This window comes from Cytobacillus oceanisediminis 2691, from assembly GCF_000294775.2.
Classification (GTDB): domain Bacteria; phylum Bacillota; class Bacilli; order Bacillales; family Cytobacillaceae; genus Cytobacillus; species Cytobacillus pseudoceanisediminis.
On the sequence record NZ_CP015506.1, the window covers coordinates 4,037,674 to 4,057,587 of the forward strand.

Below are 19,914 nucleotides of genomic sequence, written 5' to 3' on the forward strand. Positions count from 1 at the left end.
CCGGTTAGTTCTTTTCTCTTTTATAAAAAGGTGTTGCTGCAATCTTAGCCTTCAGTCGTTTGCCGCGGATTTCCACTTCCAAATCAGTTCCCGGCTCCGCATGCTCTTTCTTGATAAGAACAAGGCCAATATTCTTTTTTAATGTCGGAGATTGAGTTCCTGTTGTCACTTCCCCGATCAGTTCTTCCCCTTTATATACAGGATAGCCATGGCGCGGAATGCCGCGGTCAATCATTTCAATTCCAGCCAGCTTGCGGGGAACCCCATTTTCTTTTTGATTCTTAAGCACTTCTTTGCCGATAAAATCAGCTTCTTTATTGACTTTTACAGCAAAGCCGATTCCTGCCTCAAGAGGTGTGATTTCAGGCGAGAGCTCCTGCCCATAGAGTGCCAGGTTGGCTTCAAAACGAAGAGTATCCCTTGCGCCAAGCCCGCATGGCAGCACGCCTTCTTCTTTGCCTGCTTCAAGGATTTCAATCCATAATGCGACTGCATCCTGGGCATCACAATAAACTTCAAATCCGTCTTCTCCTGTATAACCTGTTCTGGAGACTAGCGCTTTCTTTCCATTCAGATCTACATCCTGCTGGAATTTGAAAAATCCGATATCCGACAGGTTCGTGCCAGCAAGCTTTTGGAGCACTTTTTCTGCAAGCGGTCCCTGAATCGCAAGCTGTGCCATATCTTCAGAAAGGTTTTTCAATTCCACATTCCCTTCAGCATGGTCCTGAAGCCAGTTGAAGTCCTTTTCAATATTGGAAGCATTTACAACCAGCAAATAATGATCATCCTCTATTTTATAGACAAGTAAATCATCAACAGTTCCGCCATTCTCATAACACATGGCTGTATATTGAGCACCTGAGTTCTTTAATTTGGAAATATCGTTCGTCATCATTTTTTGAAGGTATTTAAGGCTATCCGTCCCCTTCACTTCGATTTCACCCATATGGGATACATCAAAAAGCCCGGCTTTTGTACGGACTGCTTCATGTTCTTCTTTAATGCTTGAAAATTGAACAGGAAGGTCCCAGCCCCCGAAATCAATGGTTTTTGCTCCGTAATCTTTGTACACCTCAAATAAAGGCGTGCGTTTTAACTGTGACATTTACTCGTCCCCCTTAAATCTTTTGAAGTTGTTGCAGGAACATAAGAAAAGCGGAAGCGCCTTGCCCACCCCCGACAAGCACAAGACAAGCCTCACGGAAAGGCGTTCTTTGCCTTTTTGGGAGGATTGCTCGAAATGTGGAGGCGATTGTCCTTTCAAGGAACGCAGACTGAGAGCGCCACGTCCTGTGGCAACGTCTGCATGACCCTCATCCTGGGGGCCTCAGGCATAAGACGGTTCCTGTAAGAAGGCGTTTTTCCTTCTGAAAGGAAACGGCTTATGACCCCGAGTCCCTAGAAGCCGAAACAAGACAAGCTTGTGACCTCGAGGGAGTAGGCGATGGAGCTAGACAGTTCTCGAAGTTCAAAAATTTCTTGTTGAACATAAAAAAGGACAGAGTATCCCCTCAAATATGAGAAGATCTCTGTCCTTGCACCTGAAAGTTTACCGAAATCGGCTTTCCCCTTGGGTGGCTTATTAAAAAGCACTCTCCAGAGCTGCGTCAAACAAGAGTTCTTTTGCCTGAGAGATTCACAGATTTTGCTTGCTCCTTCGGCGCTACAAAGTAGTCTCTCCCCTTGTTGTCATTCGCATTTATAAAATTTTCCAAGTTGGTCATACTTATACCAAACAGAAAAAATAAAAAATCCATTATTTCGGTTAACTAAATGTAATGTGTTAACTTTCAAAACTTTCAAAGCTATTAACATCGTACCACCTTAACGAGGTTTGGGCAATATCTTTATATAGATAAAAGGAGCTGTTTTTATGACAGTGCAAATTGGCTTTGATTCTGCCTGGCAGGATGAATTCTTAAAAAGAATTGATGACGACGGCCCATGGGGAAATTGGGAGCTTTATAAATTGGCTGTTGAGGTTGAAAACCACACGACTATTCCTGATTTTGAAGGCCTGCAGGCTCCAAAGCATCTGCCGAATCTTACTCCCCTTCCCCATCAGCTGGAAGTAGCCAAGCAGGTTGTTGAAAGCATGAACGGCAAAGCGATCCTTGCTGATGAGGTCGGTCTCGGCAAAACGATTGAAGCTGGTTTGATATTAAAGGAATATATGATCAGGGGACTCGTAAAAAAAGTCCTTATACTCGTTCCTGCTTCCCTCGTTTCACAATGGGCCATGGAGCTCAACAGCAAATTTTTTATTCCGGCTGTGGCACAGCGGAAAAGCTATGTATGGGAACAATGCGATGTAGTGGTATCATCCATTGATACAGCCAAACGAAATCCCCATCGGGATATTATCTACAGCCTTGATTATGATCTGATCATTATAGATGAAGCTCATAAGCTTAAAAATAATAAAACCAAAAACTATGAGTTTGTGCAAAACCTGAAAAAGAAGTTTTGCCTCCTTTTAACAGCGACACCTATTCAGAATCGCATAAGTGAGATATTCAACCTTGTGTCTTTGCTCAAACCAGGCCATCTGGGCAATGAATCAGCCTTTTATGAGAATTATAAAAAGGACTCGCGTTCTTTAAACGATGATGCACATCTAAAAGAACTCGTAAACAAAGTAATGATCCGCAACCGCAGGGCAGATACAGGAATTGAATGGACCAAAAGACAGGTGGAAACAATACCGATTGAATTCTCGCAGGCTGAGCGCGAGCTTTATGAAGCTGTAACAGAGCTGCGGGGTGAAGGTGACTGGGTCAGTTCGAGCCAATTTTCTGTGATGACCCTGCAAAGAGAGGCGTGCAGCAGCAGGGAAGCTGTCTATTTCACCCTTCAGAATATGCTAAAAAGACAGGAACAGCCCTCAATAGCTTTTCAGGAACAAATTCAATACCTTATTAAAAAAGTGGAAGCTGTCCAGCAAAATTCCAAAGCTCAAAAAGCTCTGGAATTAATACAAAACATAAATGACAAGGTCATAATCTTTACTGAATACAGAGCAACACAAATGTATCTTCAGTGGTTTTTAAAACAATATGGGATTACATCTGTGCCGTTCAGGGGAGGATTTAAAAGAGGCAAGAAGGACTGGATGAGGGAGCTTTTCCAAAAGAATGCTCAAGTCCTGATTGCAACAGAAGCAGGAGGAGAAGGGATAAACCTGCAATTCTGCAATCATATCATTAATTTTGATCTCCCCTGGAATCCAATGCGTCTCGAACAAAGGATAGGACGTATCCATCGTCTCGGCCAGGAAAAGGATGTCATGATTTATAATTTTGCCACTAAAGATACAGTCGAAGAACATGTAATGAAGCTTTTATATGAGAAAATACATCTTTTTGAAAAAGTCATAGGTGATTTGGATGATATTTTAACAAAACTTGAATTTGGCAGTATTGACGATCACCTTGTTGACATTTTCGGAAGATCTGCTTCTGAAGGTGAAATGAGAATCAAAATGGAGAACCTTACGAGCATGATTCAATTTGCTGAGGATATGAAAGAAGGTGGACTGAATGCAGCAACAGGAAATTCATAAATTCCTTGAAAGGTATTTTCACGCAAATGGATGCGAAATAATTGATAAAGGCCCGGGGTATATGACCGTACAGCTGACGATTGATCTGGATAAGGAATTAATGAATCGCCCCTTTTACTGGCATTATCTCGAAAAAACAGGCGGAGTTCCTAACCCAATGCAGCTTACACTTATTACAAACCAGCAGCTCGCCCCTGCACATATTAAGGGGGAAGTCATTCATTTTGGCTCCCCAAGACTTCACCAGATCTTTCATTCTGCCCGGAACCTGGCAGGCTATATACGATTATATGAAAACCACCGGGAGGCACCAGGCATGCAGGTTCCATTAAGGCCATGGCTGGGAATGAACGTCCGTGTATCTTATCAATGCGACCGAAAAAGAGATGTCTTTAAATCCATCGGCCTCCAATTAATAAATGGGCAAATGGTTGAAAGCTTTCATGACAGATTGCTTGGCATGAGCCTTACACCAAAGATTCCCGACTACTCTTTCACTCTGTCACCGCTCATTATGCCGGGAAGCGGTGTATTCAGGGTAGCTAATTTCATAAAGTCCGTAATTGAACAGGAAGAACATTTATGGGCTGATGAAGCCCGCAAGCGCTGGCAAAAGGATCTCAGCCTTCTTGAACATTTTTATGAAGATACAGAAGAAAAGGGCGAAAGCTATGAAAACGAGAAAGCAGCCCTTCAAGAGCAATATGAGCCAAAGATTAATATCTCTATAATAAATGGAGGCCTCTTCTATCTGACAGACAGCGCAGTATGAAAGCACACAAAAAACCGGCAGAAATTGCCGGTTTTTTGCGTGAAATCTACTTATGTTTTTTTCTTCTCATGCCCAAATAGAAAACATATGAAAACATGCCAAACCACCTGAATAAAAATGGCTCTTTCATGTCCTTTTTCTCTATTCTATGCCGTTTTCGCTCATCTTTGGGCTGATCTATATATTTTACTACTGTCTGGGTAAGATACTTTACATAATCGTTGGATTTCATTTGTCATACCTGCCTTTTTCTGCACATATTGCAATTACACCCTGCTATTTATATTTACAAGTATGTCCAACGAGTTTTTACCCTAAACAATCTATTATTTCCTGAATTATTTCTGCTTTATCTTTATTGGTGGTATCAATGACTACATGGGCGGTTTCTTTATAAAGCGGCATCCTTTTTTCATAAAGTTCCTGAATCAGCTTTTTTTTATCGCCTTTCAGCAGGGGTCTGGAATGATCATTTTCAATCCGTTTAAATATTTCTTCCGGCGAAGCATAAAGGAAGAAAACGATTCCTTTTTCATTCAGCTTTTTTCTGTTTTCAGGCTTAACTACAATTCCCCCGCCAGTAGTAACAATTCCCGCTCTATTGTCAAACTCATTTAATATAAGCGTTTCAAGATTTCTGAAGTATTCCTCTCCATGCTCTTCAAAAATATCATTAATATTTTTCTTCTCCCGCATAACTATTTCTTCATCTGTATCGATTACTTCTTGGTTTAAGCAGGATGCAAGCTCTTTTCCAATTGTTGTTTTGCCGGCACCCATGAATCCGATTAAGTAAATTGGCTTCATCTTTATCCCCACTCAGTTTTTTTCAATCCATTTTATCATTTTTTGCAGATCCGTGTCATAGTAAGCATATCCGGAAATTTCCTTATCAGAGCCAATTTTCGTTTTGAAGGTAATTTGAATTAAGCTTGTTGCCACTGGGGAGATTTCATATGAAACAGATCCATTTTTAAACGAAAAAATTCCTGATTTATCAGGGTCTATATTTTCGCTCAGCATTTTTTCAGTTTTTTTAAAGGAACATAGTAAGTAATACTCCTGCATTATGACGGTTTCCGCCTGATTCACTATCCTTTTCTCAGAAATAAACTGATCTAATTGAATCGTAAGGAGAAAGAGTGCAGCCAGAATGATTGTTAAAGTAAGAGGGTAAGAAAATCCATCCTGATTACGGTACATCAATATCCTCCATATTCATCAGGTAATAAAGACAGGCTGAATGCTCCTGATCAAAACTATCCGATACATTTATTTCAACTCCGCCATTAATGGAACTGAATGTTATTCTATCAAGTTTTTGCAGGACAACTTCATGGCCTTTCATATCCACTCTCCTCCTCAAATTGGAACCATATTTTTCATAAATCACACTTTTCCCGTCTATGGTTAATACAATGGAAACAGGTGATATTTCTGCAGCATCAGCAAGCCTAATCTCTTTTTTCAGCTGATTGATAAATACATGCCACTCAAGTCTTTGTGTCCTGGCTTCCATTTTCCAGTCCTGAAAGAGGAAATTAATGCTGACAGGCAAAAAGGAAGCAATCATTAAGAATATTGCAAACGCAAACAGCATTTCCAGCATGGTAAATCCTTTATTATTGGAATACTTCACACTTTTCTTTCGATCTATCCCGTACGTTTTCATATCTTATGCAAACCTCCATAAATCCTTGGTTTTCCATAGGGACTATTTCATAGACGGTTTGATTTTTTATAATAGTCTTCCCCACAGGATAACTCCCTTCCGAGGCGGCTTCCTGGAGACTCTCATAAAGCAGCTGTGTGCTTTCGTAATCCTGTTTTACCTCTTCAGAATGCTCAATAGCCTTAATGACAAGAGGAAACATTACACCCGCTGCAAGCAGCATCCCCGATAAAGACAGAAGGAGCTCAGCCAAAAAGAAGCCGTCATTCCTTCTCCACATAAAATCTCCCTCTTCCGATTAAAAAGGTAATTTTGTATTGCTCATTGTCTGTTTTGACATAGAAAGTACCAAATTTATTTGTAATTCCCCCTGGCCCGTATTGAAAATACAATGGCATGGTACCCTCCTTAATCTCAATGATTCCAGGATATTCTCTGCTGAAGATAGGATCAGCTGCAAACTTTACCTGGGCGTAATACCTTTTCTCCTCGGGAACAATTTGAATAGCTACATCTGTCTGATGGGTGATGGCATAATTCTGGGCATAAAGCAGGTCAGACTTTAATTGGGAAAAGAACATTCTCTTTTCAAGATAGAGGAATTGCGGTTTAAGAAGAATAGAGGTAATCGTGGCAATTATAAGGAAAATACTGAAAACGAAAAGAGTTTCTATTAATGTAAAGCCCTCTTTGTTCTTTATCATAACCCTGAAGATTCAACCTTCCCCTCTGCAGAAATCTTAATGGCATCTCCATTTGGACAAGTCGTGGTTTCAGCATTGAGGTAATCGGCATCCACTAAATCCTGTATACCTGAAGGAAGCTCTTTATTGTCAATTTCATATGCCTGAACCTGGGCCTGCACCATTTTAACAAACGCATCGCATCCCTTGCTGTTTATTTTTGAATTGTGTTTCGTTACATTCGGAATGGTGATGATTAAGAGTACGGAAATCACCAATAAAACAATCATCATTTCAATGAGCGTGAACCCTTTGTCATTATTTACTGTACGCCATTTCATTAAAATCCCTCCAATAGATGAAACATAGGCAGCAGAACTGCCAAATACATTGACACTATTAAAAAACCGATAAACATGTATAAAACAGGCTGAATCATTTTAAGAAGTTTTTCTGTCTTTTCCTCCAATTTATTTAGGCAATGCCTGCTGAAAAAAGATAATTCCTGGTCCAGCCTGCCATTTTTTTGACCATGTCTGATAATATTGGCCAGCTCCCTTTCAAAAAAAGGATAACTAATTAGTATATCCTCAAGCTTATTCCCCTCACGGAGTTTGATTTTCACGGCTTCACCAAGGGCGCTGTAAAAAGGCTGCTTATCATTTTTTTCAAAAAGACTAAGCGCCTCATGTGTGGATAGGCCGCCGTTTAAGAGGTGACTGAGCTGTACAGCAAAGAAATGGGTGTAGTAAAGACGAAGAAAATGGCCTCCAGCAGGAATTTTTACTATGACCATCTTTTGCTGGATAGGGGAAAGGTTTCTGAATCTAAAAAAATAGTATATAAGTAAAGTGACTAAACCGAAGAGTACAATCAGAATGAATAATGGGAGAAGGTCCCCAAACAAATAAACGGCTTTTGTGAAGAAATTAGGCTTAAGGTGCATGGAAACGAATAAGGAAGAGAAACGGGGCAGCAGGACTTTATCAACGAAAACAAATAGGAATGCGGTAATGAACATCAGGAAAATAGGATAGGTCATCAGTTTTTGCAATTTTTGAATGTCCCTTCCTTTTCTCAGCACCATTTCGCTTCCTTCAAGAAATGCAGAAGCAAGGCCGCCATGCTGTTCGGCAAAAAACACATAGCCGATCAGATTATTATTAAAGTTCATGTTTGCAAGGATTTGATAAAAAGGAAATCCTTCTTTCAATTGAGAGAGGCACTGACTAATTTCATGTTTTCGTTTTGGCGGCAGCTGATGCATCATTGATTCCAGTGCCTCAGATAAGGGGTACCCTCTGGACAGCAGTTCACCAGTATTTTTCAGAAACAAGCCCTGTTCTTGAATGGTCCATTTATGTTTCCGCATTATCGTGCACCCACCTGCTGTACTCAGTTTCCTTTATATATCCAAGAGCAATCCCTTTAGTTATTACCTCTTTAAGTGTGCGATACTTAACAAGGCTTCTTTCGCCTCTCGCCTTCTTTATGGAGGCATTAAGCGCTCTTCCTGCAAGAAGCTCAAACACACTTGCCCTTTTCCACCTGCCGTATCCATAGCAGAATGGAGAACATTCCCCTTCACAATAAGGGCAATTCAATTCGACAAGGCGCTGAGCCGTGACAGCCACTAGTGTCTGCTCAATTTCCATCATATTCACCCCAAACTCAGCTAAACTGTAACTTTTCACAAAACTTGAGACACCTAATAAGACAAACCCTTGATACATCAACCTCCAAATTCATAAAACCTGAGACAGCATTTCACTATATTTGAGATAGGATGATTTTCTTTCATAAAACTTGAGATAGAGAGAAGTACTTCTATCTCAACTATCAGGAAAGCTGAGATAGGAATAAACTTGGGTGTTTTCAAATCCGACACTCTGTCAACTTCCTTCTTTGAACTTTTTCCATAATAATACAGATTTCTTCAAAATAGGTTCTAAAAGCTTGTCCTAAACCCATATAAATTATGTATATAAGTTATGGGAGGCATTTATGAAATCAATACCTGTAATTATCATTACATTTCTTATTCTAGTTCTTTGTGTCCCTTCTCTAATCGTAATTGCTTTTGGTACGGATGAAACATATCCCCAAAATAAAACATCTGAACTTCCCAAATCTACAAGTCCAACTATATTGTCACAAAATAATACAGGTGAAAATCCAATAAATGATACAAAAAGTAATACAGAAAACATTACTGTGTCTGTATTTAGAATGAATAATAAGGAAATAGAAAACGTGAACTTAGATGAATATTTAATAGGAGTTTTAGCATCAGAGATGCCCGCAAATTACGAATTGGATGCCCTAAAAGCACAAGCTATTAGTGCAAGAACATATATTATGAAGTTTTTAATGAATGAAAATAAAAGTGACATGCCACAAGGAGCAGATATTACAGACTCAACCCTACAACAAGTCTATAAAAATCAGGATGAATTGAAAGAAATGTGGAAGAACGATAATTATGAAAAGAATATTAAAAAAATCACTCAGGCTGTTAAAGAAACTCAAGGACTGGTAATGACTTACAATGATAAGCTTATTGATGCCTCTTTCTTTGCTATAAGCAATGGGTATACGGAGAATTCTGAGGACTACTGGACAGCATCCCTTCCCTATTTAAGAAGTGTCCCTAGTCCTTGGGACACAGCAGCTCCTGATTTTATTAAAACGAAAACATTTTCTTTTAATGAAGTTGAATCAAGTCTTGGAGTTAAAATGTCAAATGAGATTAATGTTGAAAGAACGTCCAGTGATAGAGTGTCCACAATTAATATTAGTGGAAAGAAACTTACCGGTGCCGAATTTAGGAATGCTTTAGGTTTAAGGTCGACGGATTTCAGCTTAAAAATTAAGGGGAATGAAATTCAAGTAACTACCAAGGGTTATGGACACGGGGTTGGAATGAGTCAATATGGGGCTAATAGTATGGCAACGGAAGGAAAGAACTTTAAGGAAATATTAGGATATTATTTTAAGGGAATTAAAGTTGAGGACATAAAATCGAACCAGGATTACAATAAGCTGGTCGTAAGAAATGGAGACTAATAAACGAAGCTGTCTTGTGACAGCTTTTCTTATTTTGCTAACGGTGCAGTTTTCTTCAACAAGCATGGTGTTTTTAAGGTAAAATATAGGTATTATTTAAAAGTAAAACTGTTTTTGATAATAAGGAGTTGAAGAAAATTCCTAAGATTGCAATGGAGCGATGTTTTGCATTAAGACTAATGGGTTATATTATTCTCCTGGTATTTGTTATTTTTAATGGTTTAGAAACAAAAAGTTTTATCGCACTATTGATAACGGCTTTATTCTTCATAGGAAAACCTTGGTACAGTTATTTAAGAAAAGAACAAAAGTAAATTTGTTGAGGTCATCGTTTTTGTATAATAGATAACGAATAACTTGCTTTTAATAAGGGGTTGCTGCGGCAGCTCTTTTTTTCGATTAACGGGATAGCATTCCTGTATAAAAAACAGTACAAAAGTTAAGGTTTGTGAAAGAATGTACTCAAACAATAAGGCGCTTTAGTTCAATATGGACTCCGGATTTTATTAAAGAAAACTCGCCAATACTGTGACGAGTTTCTATATGCCAATTACAATGTCAAAACGACTGTCAATTCGTTACATTTTTTTAGGAAAGCACATCAAAACCGAAGCCTTTATGAAACGACCGATGCTTTTTTATGTGGTTCTGTTTATGGATTTACTGAGTTTGCTATCTCCACTAAAATTTCTGGTGTTACTTGGTCCGAAACAGCTTTATTAATGTTTAGAACATATTGCCAACCACTTTTTTCGAATACCAAAAGATTAAATCCTTTTGCCGCTGTGGTACTATAAGTGGCTTTACTTCCATCTCTAAGTTTGAAGGTTTGGTCAATATGCTCCTTCCAAATTGGTAAACCATACTTTACTGGATAGACCCTAATCATATAGTGATTTTTCGGTTTATCTATATGGCGGTACTCAATTTCAAATACATCATTTATGTCACCATCCAAATCACTAAGCCTTCCGAAACTGTGTGTAAATTCAATTGGAGGTATTTTTATTGGCAAAGCTATTTCCTTCTTAAAGTGGTCTTTACTTTCTTGCAATGCAACATTAACTTCTTTGAAACCAACATCAAAAAGCGATTTTTGGAATTCTTCGCTTGTGTAGTTAGCTTTAGTTCCGTAAGACATTGAGTAGATTATCATAATACACAGAACGAAGATTTTTGATATCTTCATAATGACCACGTCCTTGAGAGTTATTAGGAACATACTGAAGTTATTATCAGCAATAATTACATTAGATATTAAAAATCTTTTCACATAAGACAATAACTACAATACACTTGTTAAGCGTTTCCTAATTGTGCTGTTATTCAATCCTAATTCACCGATTAACATTGATATAACAATAAAAAAATATCTCTCTATACTAAATGGTCTTTTAAATTATATTTAATGTTCCAACCCCTAAACGGAATTCTTATGCAAAATAACCCATTTATTATTTGATTTAAAGAAAGAGAAAGAGTAATTTTAATATTATGAATGCATATTCATGACGAAGTTCTTTCAAGGAGAGAGAAAGTTGGAAAAATCAAAACTAGAGAAGAATAAAGTCCAAAAAAATTCAAAAATGAGTGAAATTCCAAAAGAAAATTTGTCCGCTGTTCCTGAAGTGAATAGTGTTCAAGAAAGACAAATAACTGAAACAAATAAAAAGGTAAGATATTCGCTGCCAGCTCAAGAAACCAATATGGTTCAACTTCATAGAGCTGCTAGAGAATGGAGCAGTACTATTACCCCTGCCCAACTTGAAATGACTAGAGCAGCTTTGGAATTACAAAGGAATTTAAACCCTTCTATAAATGAATTAGCTCGTGCGGCAGCCGAACTTCATCAATCCTTGGAATCGCCTCTTTTTTCATTAGGCAAGATTGCTCTCGAATTTAAAACGTTCTACGGTAGCCAGGTTACTCAAGTGAGCAGGGCTGCTGAAGAGATAAGAAAAAGTTTAGATTTTTCTCCAAAAACTGTATCTGATGTGTTCTTAAGACACTTAGAGAACCTTCCCTCCAATTACCAATTGGCAGTCATAGAGACTGGGGATGCCAAAGATACTATAGTTGAAGCCCAACCTGAAATGGTAGTAAAAAATGAAGTTACCCATGATGAAATTCCTTTATCAGAAATCCCTACAACTTTCGGTGTTTTAGACATATTAGATAACTTGACAGAAGAAGAAGTGCTGATGTTTTATCAGCATTTATCTGTTTATCCGATGATGGGTCTTCAACATGAAGTCGGAAAGAAGATACTTAATGGTGTCCAGCAGGCACCATTAAAAACACTAGATGGACTCCCTATTAGAGTATACCGCGCACGTATAAGAGATGCAGGTAGGAAAACGCCATTTTCTATTTTGGAAATGTTTGAAGCGCCATATGGTATAGCTAGCAATGGTCGATGGAATTTAACCGGACATGGAACATTGTATACTTGTGATACTCTAGAGGCAGCTATCCAAGAACTAGGTAGAAGTGATGAAATCATAGATGTTGTAGAATGGGATTTAAATCATCCTATTCAGTATCTTGACCTTACAGATAGAGAATGTCCTTTATTTAATTTTTGTCACTACCCTGCAAGTAAAAATCAAAGAGTAGAACCTGCGTACCTTGTTCCTAATTTTTTGGCACAATGTTGCCAAATGGCAGGAATTGAAGCAATAAAATATAAGAGTGCTGCTTACAAGGGTGCAATCAATTATGTATTTTTTGAGCCTTCAAAAAAGTGGTTTGAACAAATAAATTTTTATCCAGATAAATAACTCTTTGGGGATTATGTTACCTTCAATAAAAGGAGAAACAAATGAATATATTTTTGGACTCGAATGCTCTTTACAAAGACCCCTTTTTAAGAAAAGGGTTTAATAAAACCCTGAACAGAATGGCACGACATGAAGATGTTAAAATGTATATCAATCAAACAGTGTATAAAGAAGTCCTTAGAGGTCACAAAGATTTTCTAGAGAAAGAGCTTAATGCAGCAAACAATGCCCTAACCAAAATAAGCCCTTATTTAAATGAAGAAAAACAAAAATTTGTTATAAATGTGGAGCTTAATGAATTACTTGAAGACTTCGAAATCCAATTTAAAACTCTACAAGATGAAGGGAAACTCGAAATAATTAAGTATGATGCAGATGTTCTTGAACATGTGGTTGATATGGACATGTACGATAAAAACCCCTTTATTAAGAAACAAGAAATTGAAAATAAAGGTGGAGATATTGTTCGTTTTAGCAAAAAAGAGGTACGTGACGCTATTATTTGGTACTCATACCAAACTTTTATAAAGAAAAACGAATTAGAGAATTGTTACTTTATTTCAAACAATACAAAAGAATTTGGAGATGTTGGAGCTAATAAAACGGCAGAAACTGAACCATATACCTTACATCCAGAACTCGCCGAAGATACTAATCTGATTCTATATAAAACCATCAAAGGTTTCCTTGTACATAATGATGAACAAGTGAAAGAACTTTTTGAGGATATTAATACCCAAATTTCAGAGAGATTATATGAGATAGTAGAAGAGGAATTAGAAGAAGGACTAGCGGCAGAATTAGTAACGAAATTCCTGACTGGCGAAATCTCCTCCTTCACGCAAGATTTTCTTCGTAATAAAGAACCAGAAAGGATACATCAAGATTATTTTATCGGCGGTTATGTGGACCCTTCTATGGAAGGAGTAATTTCTGGTATACGTCTAAACGAATTAGAGGTATATGGTGATGAAATCACAGTAGCTGTTGATGTTGATGTTGAAATGGAAGTTGAAATTTATTTATATAACCCTGTTTGGGAAGATAGAGACGAGAAGTTTGAATATTACGGAACCGATACAGTCAAAGTGGAGGAAAGTATCGTTTTTGTTATACCCTTAGGAAATGCAACTGAAATTAACGAAGAGACATTTACTTTAAAACAGCACGTTTATGGAATCGAATTGAGCAATGTTAATATTGAAGTAATTGATTGGAAGAACATTGACCACACCGATATGTTCCCTGATGACTACTCCGAGGAAAATAATTAATACCATTATCTAATAATAGAAACTCCATTATAAAAAAAGCCAACCACTGAAATGCGGAAGACGACCAATTGCAGCAGGGTTTATCTCTGGTTCTACAATCGAAAAGCTCGCTTATGCGAGCTTTAAACTTTTAACACCATTCGTATTGTTTTCAAAATATGTCCATCGAATTCATCATCAAACTCTTTAACAACTTCAAAACCTTTGGCTTCATAAAAGGTCTTTCCGATTTTATTATCCTTTTCGACATTTATATAAATCTTATTTACACCTTCTAAATCTTTAATTCCCTTCTGTAACAATGCTGAACCTATACCATTACCTTGTTGTTCTGGATAAAGATAAATAGCACCTAACTCAACTTTCCCATCTTCCCTTACCTGAGAGAAATTAGCAAATCCTACAACTCTACCTTCGATTTCAGCTACATAAAGAGTAGAGCGTCCTAACCGTTGCATCATCCTATCATCATTATATGCTGAGTTTAAGAACTTTTCTTGCACTTCAAGAGGAATTATTCCTTCGTAAGTAGCATTCCACGTAGTTTTCGCTACTTCTTGTACTTGCTTTATATCTTCCTGTTCCATTTTACGAATTAAATATCCCATTCTTATCAGCCTCTCTATATGAAATTTAATTACAATAAATTCCAAATATTATAACATTTTTTTCATAATACCAACTCGTTTTTCACTAAATTGTTCTTTTTCTTTTTTTATTCAAGCGTATTGGTAGATAACTATTCACTTTTATTTAATCAGTAGGAGTTTAGATATGCATATTAATTAGATTGCTATTAATTGTTGATTTATAAGCTATTGGAATAGAAACTAATTAGCAGTGGCAATTACAACAATAATTAGTGGGAGTCTGCCGCCCGTAGACAAAACTGTGCCAAAGAATGTGTTAATTTTTGTGTACAATAATTTATTCCTTAAAGCAGAAATAATTTGATAAGATTTAAATAGTTCTATAGAAAGATATGGGGGACAAAAAATGAATAAATTTTATGTTGCATCAAGTTTTCAAAATGTAGAGACAGTTCGATTAGTTAGCGAACAGTTAAAAAATATGGGGTATGTTCAAACTTATGATTGGACAAAAAATAAAAGAGCAGCATCAATTGAAGATTTAAAAGAAATTGGTCAAGAAGAGAAAATAGCAGTAATGAAAGCAGATTTTTTAATAGTTGTACTACCGGCAGGTAAAGGGAGTCATATCGAACTAGGTATTGCTTTAGGTCAAAGCAAAAAGATATACCTTTACTCTCAAAACAATGATGTACATAATATTAACACAACTAGCACATTTTATCATTTATCTGAAGTTGAAATAGTGACGGGAACTATTGACGATTTATTAAACAAAGTGACAAGCTCTAATAATTAAACAAAAAAAGCAATGAAAACTTATACTATCGGGTTCGGTTGTTGGGGAGAAATAGTCAAATAACACTTTAAAAACAGTATCAATTAACAACTATTTAGCAAAGGAAATAAGAATAAAAACAACATATAAAAACGCTCAGGCATCAACTCTGAGCATTTTTTTAATTCAATATTTTTTTTCGTTAGAAAGTAGAGCTTTCTTTCCCACTAAAACATAAATTAAATAACCCACAATATTTAATAAAGCAAAAGTAAGTATCCAACCAATATTTAATCGTCTATGATGATATGCGTTGATTGTTGCCCAAATCGTAAATAAAGTTGCATAAATTGCAATTCCTGAAAACAAAATTATAGCCATCAAACTACCAGCATGTCTTGTTTCCATTCCAATGTACCACTGATTATCCCAGTTTGCATATGGAAAGAAATCAGCTTGGAGCCATTTGGGATTCCACACTTTTTGTTCATATCGGTAATCTGGCTTTGTATCTCTAACATAATCAAATACCAAATTGACATTATCCACATTGCTCACACTATAAATTTCAACTTTTGAGATTTGGTCAGTTCCTTTTATTAAACTACTTATTTCTTTTTTCATTTCTTCAGTAATATTGCTTCTATCATTTAAAATCTCTGAAATCTGTGTAGCTAAAATTGAGTTTTCATGGGCATTTTCTTCTTCATTTGCCCATATAAACCCAAATGCAGATAAAGTAAAAAGAATTATAGCCATCGAAAGATAAAGTACCCATTTAGCGAATGTTTTTTGTGCTTTAAATAGTTGACCTACAATCGAACGTATTTCTTGTTCTCCACCGAAACGCTTAATGGCAATACTAATGGCTTCTTGTTCAGACTTTCCTTCTGATTTTAGTTCGTGAACAGCCTCTATCAAATGACTTTTCATTTCTGCTTTTAACTCTTCAATTTCTTTCTTGTTTCCACCGACATTATGATAAACTTCCTCAACATATGCTTCTATTTGTTTCATGCTTCTTCTCCCCCTTCTAAAAACGAATCAATAATTTTTTTTACAAATTGCCATTCCTTACGCTTTTCTTCAAAGCCTTCTTCACCTAAAGGTGTAAGTTTATAATATTTCCTTCTTCCACCAGGACCTTGTTCATCACCCCAGTAAGAAGAAACCCACTTATTCTTTTCTAAACGCTTTAAAGATAAATAAAGCGTTCCTTCCTTTAGTTCAAATTGTTCATCGCTTTTTTCACGAACCAATTTCGCTAATTCATATCCATACATCTCTCTGCTATGTAATAAAGATAGGATTAATGTATCAATATGACCTTTTAAAACCTCTTTATTAATTTCCAATTTTTTCACCACCTTACTTAGTTATAAAATATATTACTTAATAAAGCAAGGTATTCTATTATTAAAAAAATCATCCTATTTCTAAACAGGATGATTTATCTAAGATTATCCTAAGATTAATAATATCTTTTAGAGTAACAGAAGCATGGTTAAGCAGCTTGAAATTGAAGATTTAGTAGGTGACGTTTCGATATAGTGGTTTTATCTTTTTTACATCTGGTCATTCACATCAAAATAATAAACCCATTTACTAACTGGTATAATTAACTATTTAATATGAACAAAAAGGCAATCAAGGTGATGCTTTATGCCTTTATGAAGAACAAACCTTAATTCAATTTAAATTTATGCAACCATACATTTTCAGTATCGTCTAAAGTTTGAAAGGGTGTAGAAGATGTTAGAGAAAAAGAAGAGTGATTTTATGGAAGGTAATTATTCCAACAAGGAAGAGACAATTGAATGGTTAATGAATGAGTACGGAAAAAGTGTCGTTAGGTTAGCGTTCACTTTTGTAAAGAAGGAACAAATAGCAGAGGATATCGCACAGGATGTTTTCATTAAATGCTATCAAAATTTAGATACATTTCGAAATGAATCATCTTATAAAACCTGGATTTACCGTATTACAGTGAATTTATGTAAGGATAGGTTAAAAAGTTGGAATTTCAGAAACATCGTTCTAACAGATTTTTTTTCAAAAAGTAAAATTACTAATACTACTCCTGAATCAGAGTTATTAAACTTGGAGAGGAAAACTGATTTATCACTAAAAGTGTTATCACTACCAATTAAGTACCGTGAAGTTATTATTTTATATTATTATGAGGAGTTATCCTACAACCAAATTGCTGATTTGCTGGACATTAGCGTACAAACGATAAAATCTAGGTTACATAGGGGGCGGCTTAACTTAAAAAAAATAATTGAAGAAGGAGGAAGAAATGATGGATGATATGTTAAAACAATTGAAAGAAAACATGGATAAAACTATTTTAAAAGATTTAGACTTTCAAGATGTAAATAAAACGGCGGTACGAAAAGCAATTTACAGTACTAATAAAACTAAAAGAATGAGAAGCCTTTATCCTCGGATTTTGAGTCTTGGTTTCACCTGTATTTTTATAATTGGAATTAGTTATTATGGTATGGAGAAACTTGGGTTTACCCAGAACGATAAGCCCATATCTAGTCAAATTGATAATAAAGAGGTTAAGTCAAATAACGAGGTTCAAGATACCAAGAATATTCCTCCCAAACAAGAAGAAAACTACGAAAACATGAAAAAAGAAGACATATTAACAAAACTTTTTAATACGGTTGACTACTTTCAAAGTGCTTCAGGTAAGTTTGAAATTTATAATAAATATTATGATGATTCCACAAGTAAAGCTAATGTCGAATATAAGATAAGTTTAAAGAACTTAATCGGGGGCTATGAAAAAATAATAAATATCCCTGATGAAAAGGTTGTAGGAGCACAAATAACAACACAAGAAATGTTCTACAATGATAAGAAAATATGGAGATTAGAAAATGATGATGTTAAGACATATTATATTGACGATTATGAAATTGAGCCTAGCAGGGAAATCGTTAAACCCGAAAGAGTGTTTTCAATTCCAATAAATAAAATGTACGATTCAGAAGATATGTACAGAGAAAGACCTCCAAGTGGAGTTTCCGGTGCCTCTTTGTTTCCATACGAAATGGGTGCTAAATACTTAAGATTTAATAACCTTTGGGAAATTGAAAAACAAAATGAAGAATTGCTTGGACATAATACCATTGTTTTACATGGAAGTATTGATAAAAGCGTTGTAGATAATTCGCAGCCAGATGAAAAAAGTTTTCGCTTTTGGGTGGATAAAGATACTGGCATTTTATTAAAGTACGAAATTTACAATGAAAAGTCAGAAATTATAAGTTATCTACACCCAGAAAGTTTATCGGTAAATGTTGCAATTGATTCAAAACAATTCATTCCTAATTTGGATAATTATCAACCAATGGAAGTACAAGAGAGACAATATAAAGATTCCAGAGAGAAAGATATTGAGGTAGTAGAACATGCTGATTCAATCGAAGAAGAAGTTAAGGCTGTATTGAGTATTCTTCGTTCAAAAGTACCTTTTCTATTTGAATTCTCAAATCCAGACCTAAAGATTTTCTCAGCTAGTATGGAAAGGTATAAAGACTACAAGCATGCATATTTGACATATAGCTATAAAAAAGAAGAAAACGAAATTGGTTCTGGTTCTCGTTTAATATATGTTAGAGCTTATCATAAGGATTCAGTTGTGAGTTCACTGGGAGATTTTAATACAGAAAAAGGAGAAGAACTCGATACATTCACTTTAAAAGGAATTAAATGGACTGTATTTGAAATAAAAGATAACCCAAATGCTCATTTTATTGGTAGTTCCGGAGAATATAAATACGAGATGGTTACCCAAGATGTTTCTATTGATGAAGTCAAGCGATTATTAGAGAGTTTTAAAAAGACTGGGATTAACCAATGAAGCTACTTCATTTGTACTAAAGGGTTCGGATTTGAAGTGCAAAAAGTAAAAAACTATCAAAATAGAGGTGCAAATTTGCACCTCTTTTAAATATGATTTTGCATCCCTTTTAGCATAGATATTGGCGTTAGTATTATAAATTAGGTATTTCGGACAGCGAAAGTAATAGCTGTTGTCTTTAAAAGAACCGGTTTGTCTTGTCGTGTAATTTGGTATTCTAATCGCTTTGGTAATACTAATACCTCTTCCCAACCGGTATATATCCGTCGTAAAGTATCCAACATTTCTTCTGTCGAAATATTCACTTCCATAAGTGCAGCCATTTTAGCTCCAGTTTCCAAGTCAAATTCTTCTACTTCGGAATTTAAAATAATACAATTCAGACCATTTGGTTTTGTTCCATTTCTCATATTTAACAGAACTTTTTCTAAGGTTCCATTAGAATCAACGTGCTCTAGGCTAGAGACGGCAACAATATAGTCATATTCATTTGAATGAATAACAAAATCTGCAATGTCTGCTTTATGGGGAACGATAAATTGCTCAACATCGAATTCCTTACTGTATTGTCTTAACTTTTCAACTGCCGTATCAAGTAAATCTACGCAGACCACTTCTGAACCAACTTTTAATTTTTGTGCAATCGGGATACTGTTCCTTCCAACTCCACAACCCAGGTCAAGTACTTTTACGACATCTTTATCTTCGAAATAGGACATTAAATCCAATACAGCTTTTACAGGTCTATACAACCAAGAGCCTTGTTCAAAAAGTTTGAAGTTATCATAGCAATAGTCGTGATATAGTTTTTCTTCTTTTCGAATAAGATTAATTCTATCAGAACTCATATTTATACC

Annotated in this window: 23 protein-coding genes and 1 riboswitch; of the genes, 8 read left to right on the plus strand and 15 right to left on the minus strand. The window is 35.9% G+C overall.

Going from position 1 to position 19,914, the window contains the following annotated elements; translation table 11 throughout:
• Window positions 1-4: 4 nt before the first annotated feature.
• Window positions 5-1,108 carry a glycine cleavage system aminomethyltransferase GcvT gene (gene gcvT / locus A361_RS20320; RefSeq protein ID WP_019380181.1) on the minus strand — a complete coding sequence of 368 codons (1,104 nt, stop codon included), beginning with the start codon at window positions 1,106-1,108 and terminating at the stop codon, window positions 5-7.
• A 500-nt stretch (window positions 1,109-1,608) separates the two neighbouring features.
• A riboswitch (glycine riboswitch) is annotated at window positions 1,609-1,696 on the minus strand.
• Between the two features lie 180 nt (window positions 1,697-1,876).
• Between gcvT and A361_RS20325 the strand changes: the two genes are divergently transcribed.
• Window positions 1,877-3,565 (plus strand): DEAD/DEAH box helicase, encoded by a 1,689-nt coding sequence (locus A361_RS20325; protein WP_019380179.1) that lies wholly within the window; start codon window positions 1,877-1,879, stop codon window positions 3,563-3,565.
• Entirely contained in the window at window positions 3,543-4,337 is a 795-nt protein-coding gene (locus A361_RS20330; protein ID WP_019380178.1) for a YqhG family protein, read from the plus strand. The genes A361_RS20325 and A361_RS20330 overlap by 23 nt, the downstream gene beginning before the upstream one ends.
• A gap of 46 nt (window positions 4,338-4,383) precedes the next feature.
• Here the strand turns inward: A361_RS20330 and A361_RS20335 are convergent, their stop codons facing one another.
• The 9 genes from A361_RS20335 to A361_RS20375 form a co-directional block, all read right to left on the minus strand.
• Window positions 4,384-4,569: a YqzE family protein gene (locus A361_RS20335; RefSeq protein ID WP_009332926.1), complete on the minus strand. Its 186-nt coding sequence runs from the start codon at window positions 4,567-4,569 to the stop codon at window positions 4,384-4,386.
• A 77-nt stretch (window positions 4,570-4,646) separates the two neighbouring features.
• The gene (locus tag A361_RS20340; RefSeq protein WP_009332927.1) at window positions 4,647-5,144 is read right to left on the minus strand and encodes a shikimate kinase; all 498 of its coding nucleotides are present in this window, start codon (window positions 5,142-5,144) and stop codon (window positions 4,647-4,649) included.
• Between the two features lie 12 nt (window positions 5,145-5,156).
• Entirely contained in the window at window positions 5,157-5,540 is a 384-nt protein-coding gene (comGG, locus tag A361_RS20345; protein WP_019380177.1) for a competence type IV pilus minor pilin ComGG, read from the minus strand.
• Entirely contained in the window at window positions 5,530-6,009 is a 480-nt protein-coding gene (comGF, locus tag A361_RS20350) for a competence type IV pilus minor pilin ComGF (RefSeq protein ID WP_226280632.1), read from the minus strand. The genes comGG and comGF overlap by 11 nt, the downstream gene beginning before the upstream one ends.
• Entirely contained in the window at window positions 5,960-6,289 is a 330-nt protein-coding gene (locus tag A361_RS20355) for a hypothetical protein (RefSeq protein ID WP_009332930.1), read from the minus strand. Before A361_RS20355 ends, comGF begins: the two co-directional genes overlap by 50 nt.
• Entirely contained in the window at window positions 6,273-6,713 is a 441-nt protein-coding gene (gene comGD, locus A361_RS20360; RefSeq protein ID WP_019380176.1) for a competence type IV pilus minor pilin ComGD, read from the minus strand. Before comGD ends, A361_RS20355 begins: the two co-directional genes overlap by 17 nt.
• Entirely contained in the window at window positions 6,710-7,033 is a 324-nt protein-coding gene (gene comGC, locus A361_RS20365) for a competence type IV pilus major pilin ComGC (RefSeq protein ID WP_019380175.1), read from the minus strand. The genes comGD and comGC overlap by 4 nt, the downstream gene beginning before the upstream one ends.
• Window positions 7,033-8,064: a competence type IV pilus assembly protein ComGB gene (gene comGB, locus A361_RS20370; RefSeq protein WP_019380174.1), complete on the minus strand. Its 1,032-nt coding sequence runs from the start codon at window positions 8,062-8,064 to the stop codon at window positions 7,033-7,035. Before comGB ends, comGC begins: the two co-directional genes overlap by 1 nt.
• Window positions 8,051-8,386 carry a hypothetical protein gene (locus tag A361_RS20375; RefSeq protein ID WP_236887916.1) on the minus strand — a complete coding sequence of 112 codons (336 nt, stop codon included), beginning with the start codon at window positions 8,384-8,386 and terminating at the stop codon, window positions 8,051-8,053. Before A361_RS20375 ends, comGB begins: the two co-directional genes overlap by 14 nt.
• A 310-nt stretch (window positions 8,387-8,696) precedes the next feature.
• Here A361_RS20375 and spoIID point away from each other — a divergent pair, with 310 nt between their 5' ends.
• Window positions 8,697-9,758 (plus strand): stage II sporulation protein D, encoded by a 1,062-nt coding sequence (gene spoIID / locus A361_RS20380; RefSeq protein ID WP_019380172.1) that lies wholly within the window; start codon window positions 8,697-8,699, stop codon window positions 9,756-9,758.
• A gap of 652 nt (window positions 9,759-10,410) precedes the next feature.
• Here spoIID and A361_RS20385 read toward each other — a convergent pair.
• Window positions 10,411-11,031, minus strand: a complete 621-nt coding sequence (locus A361_RS20385; RefSeq protein ID WP_162272009.1) for a hypothetical protein — start codon at window positions 11,029-11,031, stop codon at window positions 10,411-10,413.
• A gap of 265 nt (window positions 11,032-11,296) precedes the next feature.
• On the opposite strand from A361_RS20385, the gene A361_RS20390 reads away from it, so the two are divergent.
• Both A361_RS20390 and A361_RS20395 read left to right on the plus strand, forming a co-directional pair.
• Window positions 11,297-12,538 (plus strand): RES family NAD+ phosphorylase, encoded by a 1,242-nt coding sequence (locus A361_RS20390; protein ID WP_019380169.1) that lies wholly within the window; start codon window positions 11,297-11,299, stop codon window positions 12,536-12,538.
• Between the two features lie 41 nt (window positions 12,539-12,579).
• A complete protein-coding gene (locus A361_RS20395) occupies window positions 12,580-13,812 on the plus strand; it encodes a PIN domain-containing protein (protein WP_019380168.1) in 1,233 nt (410 codons plus the stop codon).
• Between the two features lie 122 nt (window positions 13,813-13,934).
• Here the strand turns inward: A361_RS20395 and A361_RS20400 are convergent, their stop codons facing one another.
• Window positions 13,935-14,420 (minus strand): GNAT family N-acetyltransferase, encoded by a 486-nt coding sequence (locus A361_RS20400; protein ID WP_019380167.1) that lies wholly within the window; start codon window positions 14,418-14,420, stop codon window positions 13,935-13,937.
• A 388-nt stretch (window positions 14,421-14,808) separates the two neighbouring features.
• Here A361_RS20400 and A361_RS20405 point away from each other — a divergent pair, with 388 nt between their 5' ends.
• Window positions 14,809-15,201 (plus strand): nucleoside 2-deoxyribosyltransferase, encoded by a 393-nt coding sequence (locus A361_RS20405; RefSeq protein WP_019380166.1) that lies wholly within the window; start codon window positions 14,809-14,811, stop codon window positions 15,199-15,201.
• Between the two features lie 165 nt (window positions 15,202-15,366).
• On the opposite strand, the gene A361_RS20410 is transcribed toward A361_RS20405, so the two are convergent.
• Both A361_RS20410 and A361_RS20415 read right to left on the minus strand, forming a co-directional pair.
• Window positions 15,367-16,197 carry a permease prefix domain 1-containing protein gene (locus A361_RS20410; RefSeq protein ID WP_019380165.1) on the minus strand — a complete coding sequence of 277 codons (831 nt, stop codon included), beginning with the start codon at window positions 16,195-16,197 and terminating at the stop codon, window positions 15,367-15,369.
• Window positions 16,194-16,535 (minus strand): PadR family transcriptional regulator, encoded by a 342-nt coding sequence (locus A361_RS20415; RefSeq protein ID WP_019380164.1) that lies wholly within the window; start codon window positions 16,533-16,535, stop codon window positions 16,194-16,196. Before A361_RS20415 ends, A361_RS20410 begins: the two co-directional genes overlap by 4 nt.
• A 397-nt stretch (window positions 16,536-16,932) precedes the next feature.
• Between A361_RS20415 and A361_RS20420 the strand changes: the two genes are divergently transcribed.
• Window positions 16,933-17,490: a sigma-70 family RNA polymerase sigma factor gene (locus A361_RS20420; RefSeq protein WP_019380163.1), complete on the plus strand. Its 558-nt coding sequence runs from the start codon at window positions 16,933-16,935 to the stop codon at window positions 17,488-17,490.
• Window positions 17,480-19,057, plus strand: a complete 1,578-nt coding sequence (locus A361_RS20425) for a hypothetical protein (RefSeq protein ID WP_157888554.1) — start codon at window positions 17,480-17,482, stop codon at window positions 19,055-19,057. The genes A361_RS20420 and A361_RS20425 overlap by 11 nt, the downstream gene beginning before the upstream one ends.
• A 140-nt stretch (window positions 19,058-19,197) precedes the next feature.
• Here A361_RS20425 and A361_RS20430 read toward each other — a convergent pair whose 3' ends face one another.
• A complete protein-coding gene (locus tag A361_RS20430; RefSeq protein ID WP_019380161.1) occupies window positions 19,198-19,905 on the minus strand; it encodes a class I SAM-dependent methyltransferase in 708 nt (235 codons plus the stop codon).
• Window positions 19,906-19,914: the final 9 nt, after the last annotated feature.

Coding starts and splice junctions, on each gene's coding strand:
- A361_RS20330 (WP_019380178.1), top strand. CDS start 3,543: ATGCAGCAACAGGAAATTCATAAATTCCTTGAAAGGTATTTTCACGCA.
- A361_RS20400 (WP_019380167.1), bottom strand. CDS start 14,420: ATGGGATATTTAATTCGTAAAATGGAACAGGAAGATATAAAGCAAGTA.
- A361_RS20340 (WP_009332927.1), bottom strand. CDS start 5,144: ATGAAGCCAATTTACTTAATCGGATTCATGGGTGCCGGCAAAACAACA.
- comGD (WP_019380176.1), bottom strand. CDS start 6,713: ATGATAAAGAACAAAGAGGGCTTTACATTAATAGAAACTCTTTTCGTT.
- gcvT (WP_019380181.1), bottom strand. CDS start 1,108: ATGTCACAGTTAAAACGCACGCCTTTATTTGAGGTGTACAAAGATTAC.
- comGB (WP_019380174.1), bottom strand. CDS start 8,064: ATGCGGAAACATAAATGGACCATTCAAGAACAGGGCTTGTTTCTGAAA.
- A361_RS20355 (WP_009332930.1), bottom strand. CDS start 6,289: ATGTGGAGAAGGAATGACGGCTTCTTTTTGGCTGAGCTCCTTCTGTCT.
- comGF (WP_226280632.1), bottom strand. CDS start 6,009: ATGAAAACGTACGGGATAGATCGAAAGAAAAGTGTGAAGTATTCCAAT.
- A361_RS20430 (WP_019380161.1), bottom strand. CDS start 19,905: ATGAGTTCTGATAGAATTAATCTTATTCGAAAAGAAGAAAAACTATAT.
- spoIID (WP_019380172.1), top strand. CDS start 8,697: ATGAAATCAATACCTGTAATTATCATTACATTTCTTATTCTAGTTCTT.
- comGC (WP_019380175.1), bottom strand. CDS start 7,033: ATGAAATGGCGTACAGTAAATAATGACAAAGGGTTCACGCTCATTGAA.
- A361_RS20405 (WP_019380166.1), top strand. CDS start 14,809: ATGAATAAATTTTATGTTGCATCAAGTTTTCAAAATGTAGAGACAGTT.
- A361_RS20410 (WP_019380165.1), bottom strand. CDS start 16,197: ATGAAACAAATAGAAGCATATGTTGAGGAAGTTTATCATAATGTCGGT.
- A361_RS20335 (WP_009332926.1), bottom strand. CDS start 4,569: ATGAAATCCAACGATTATGTAAAGTATCTTACCCAGACAGTAGTAAAA.
- A361_RS20395 (WP_019380168.1), top strand. CDS start 12,580: ATGAATATATTTTTGGACTCGAATGCTCTTTACAAAGACCCCTTTTTA.
- A361_RS20425 (WP_157888554.1), top strand. CDS start 17,480: ATGATGGATGATATGTTAAAACAATTGAAAGAAAACATGGATAAAACT.
- A361_RS20420 (WP_019380163.1), top strand. CDS start 16,933: ATGTTAGAGAAAAAGAAGAGTGATTTTATGGAAGGTAATTATTCCAAC.
- comGG (WP_019380177.1), bottom strand. CDS start 5,540: ATGTACCGTAATCAGGATGGATTTTCTTACCCTCTTACTTTAACAATC.
- A361_RS20325 (WP_019380179.1), top strand. CDS start 1,877: ATGACAGTGCAAATTGGCTTTGATTCTGCCTGGCAGGATGAATTCTTA.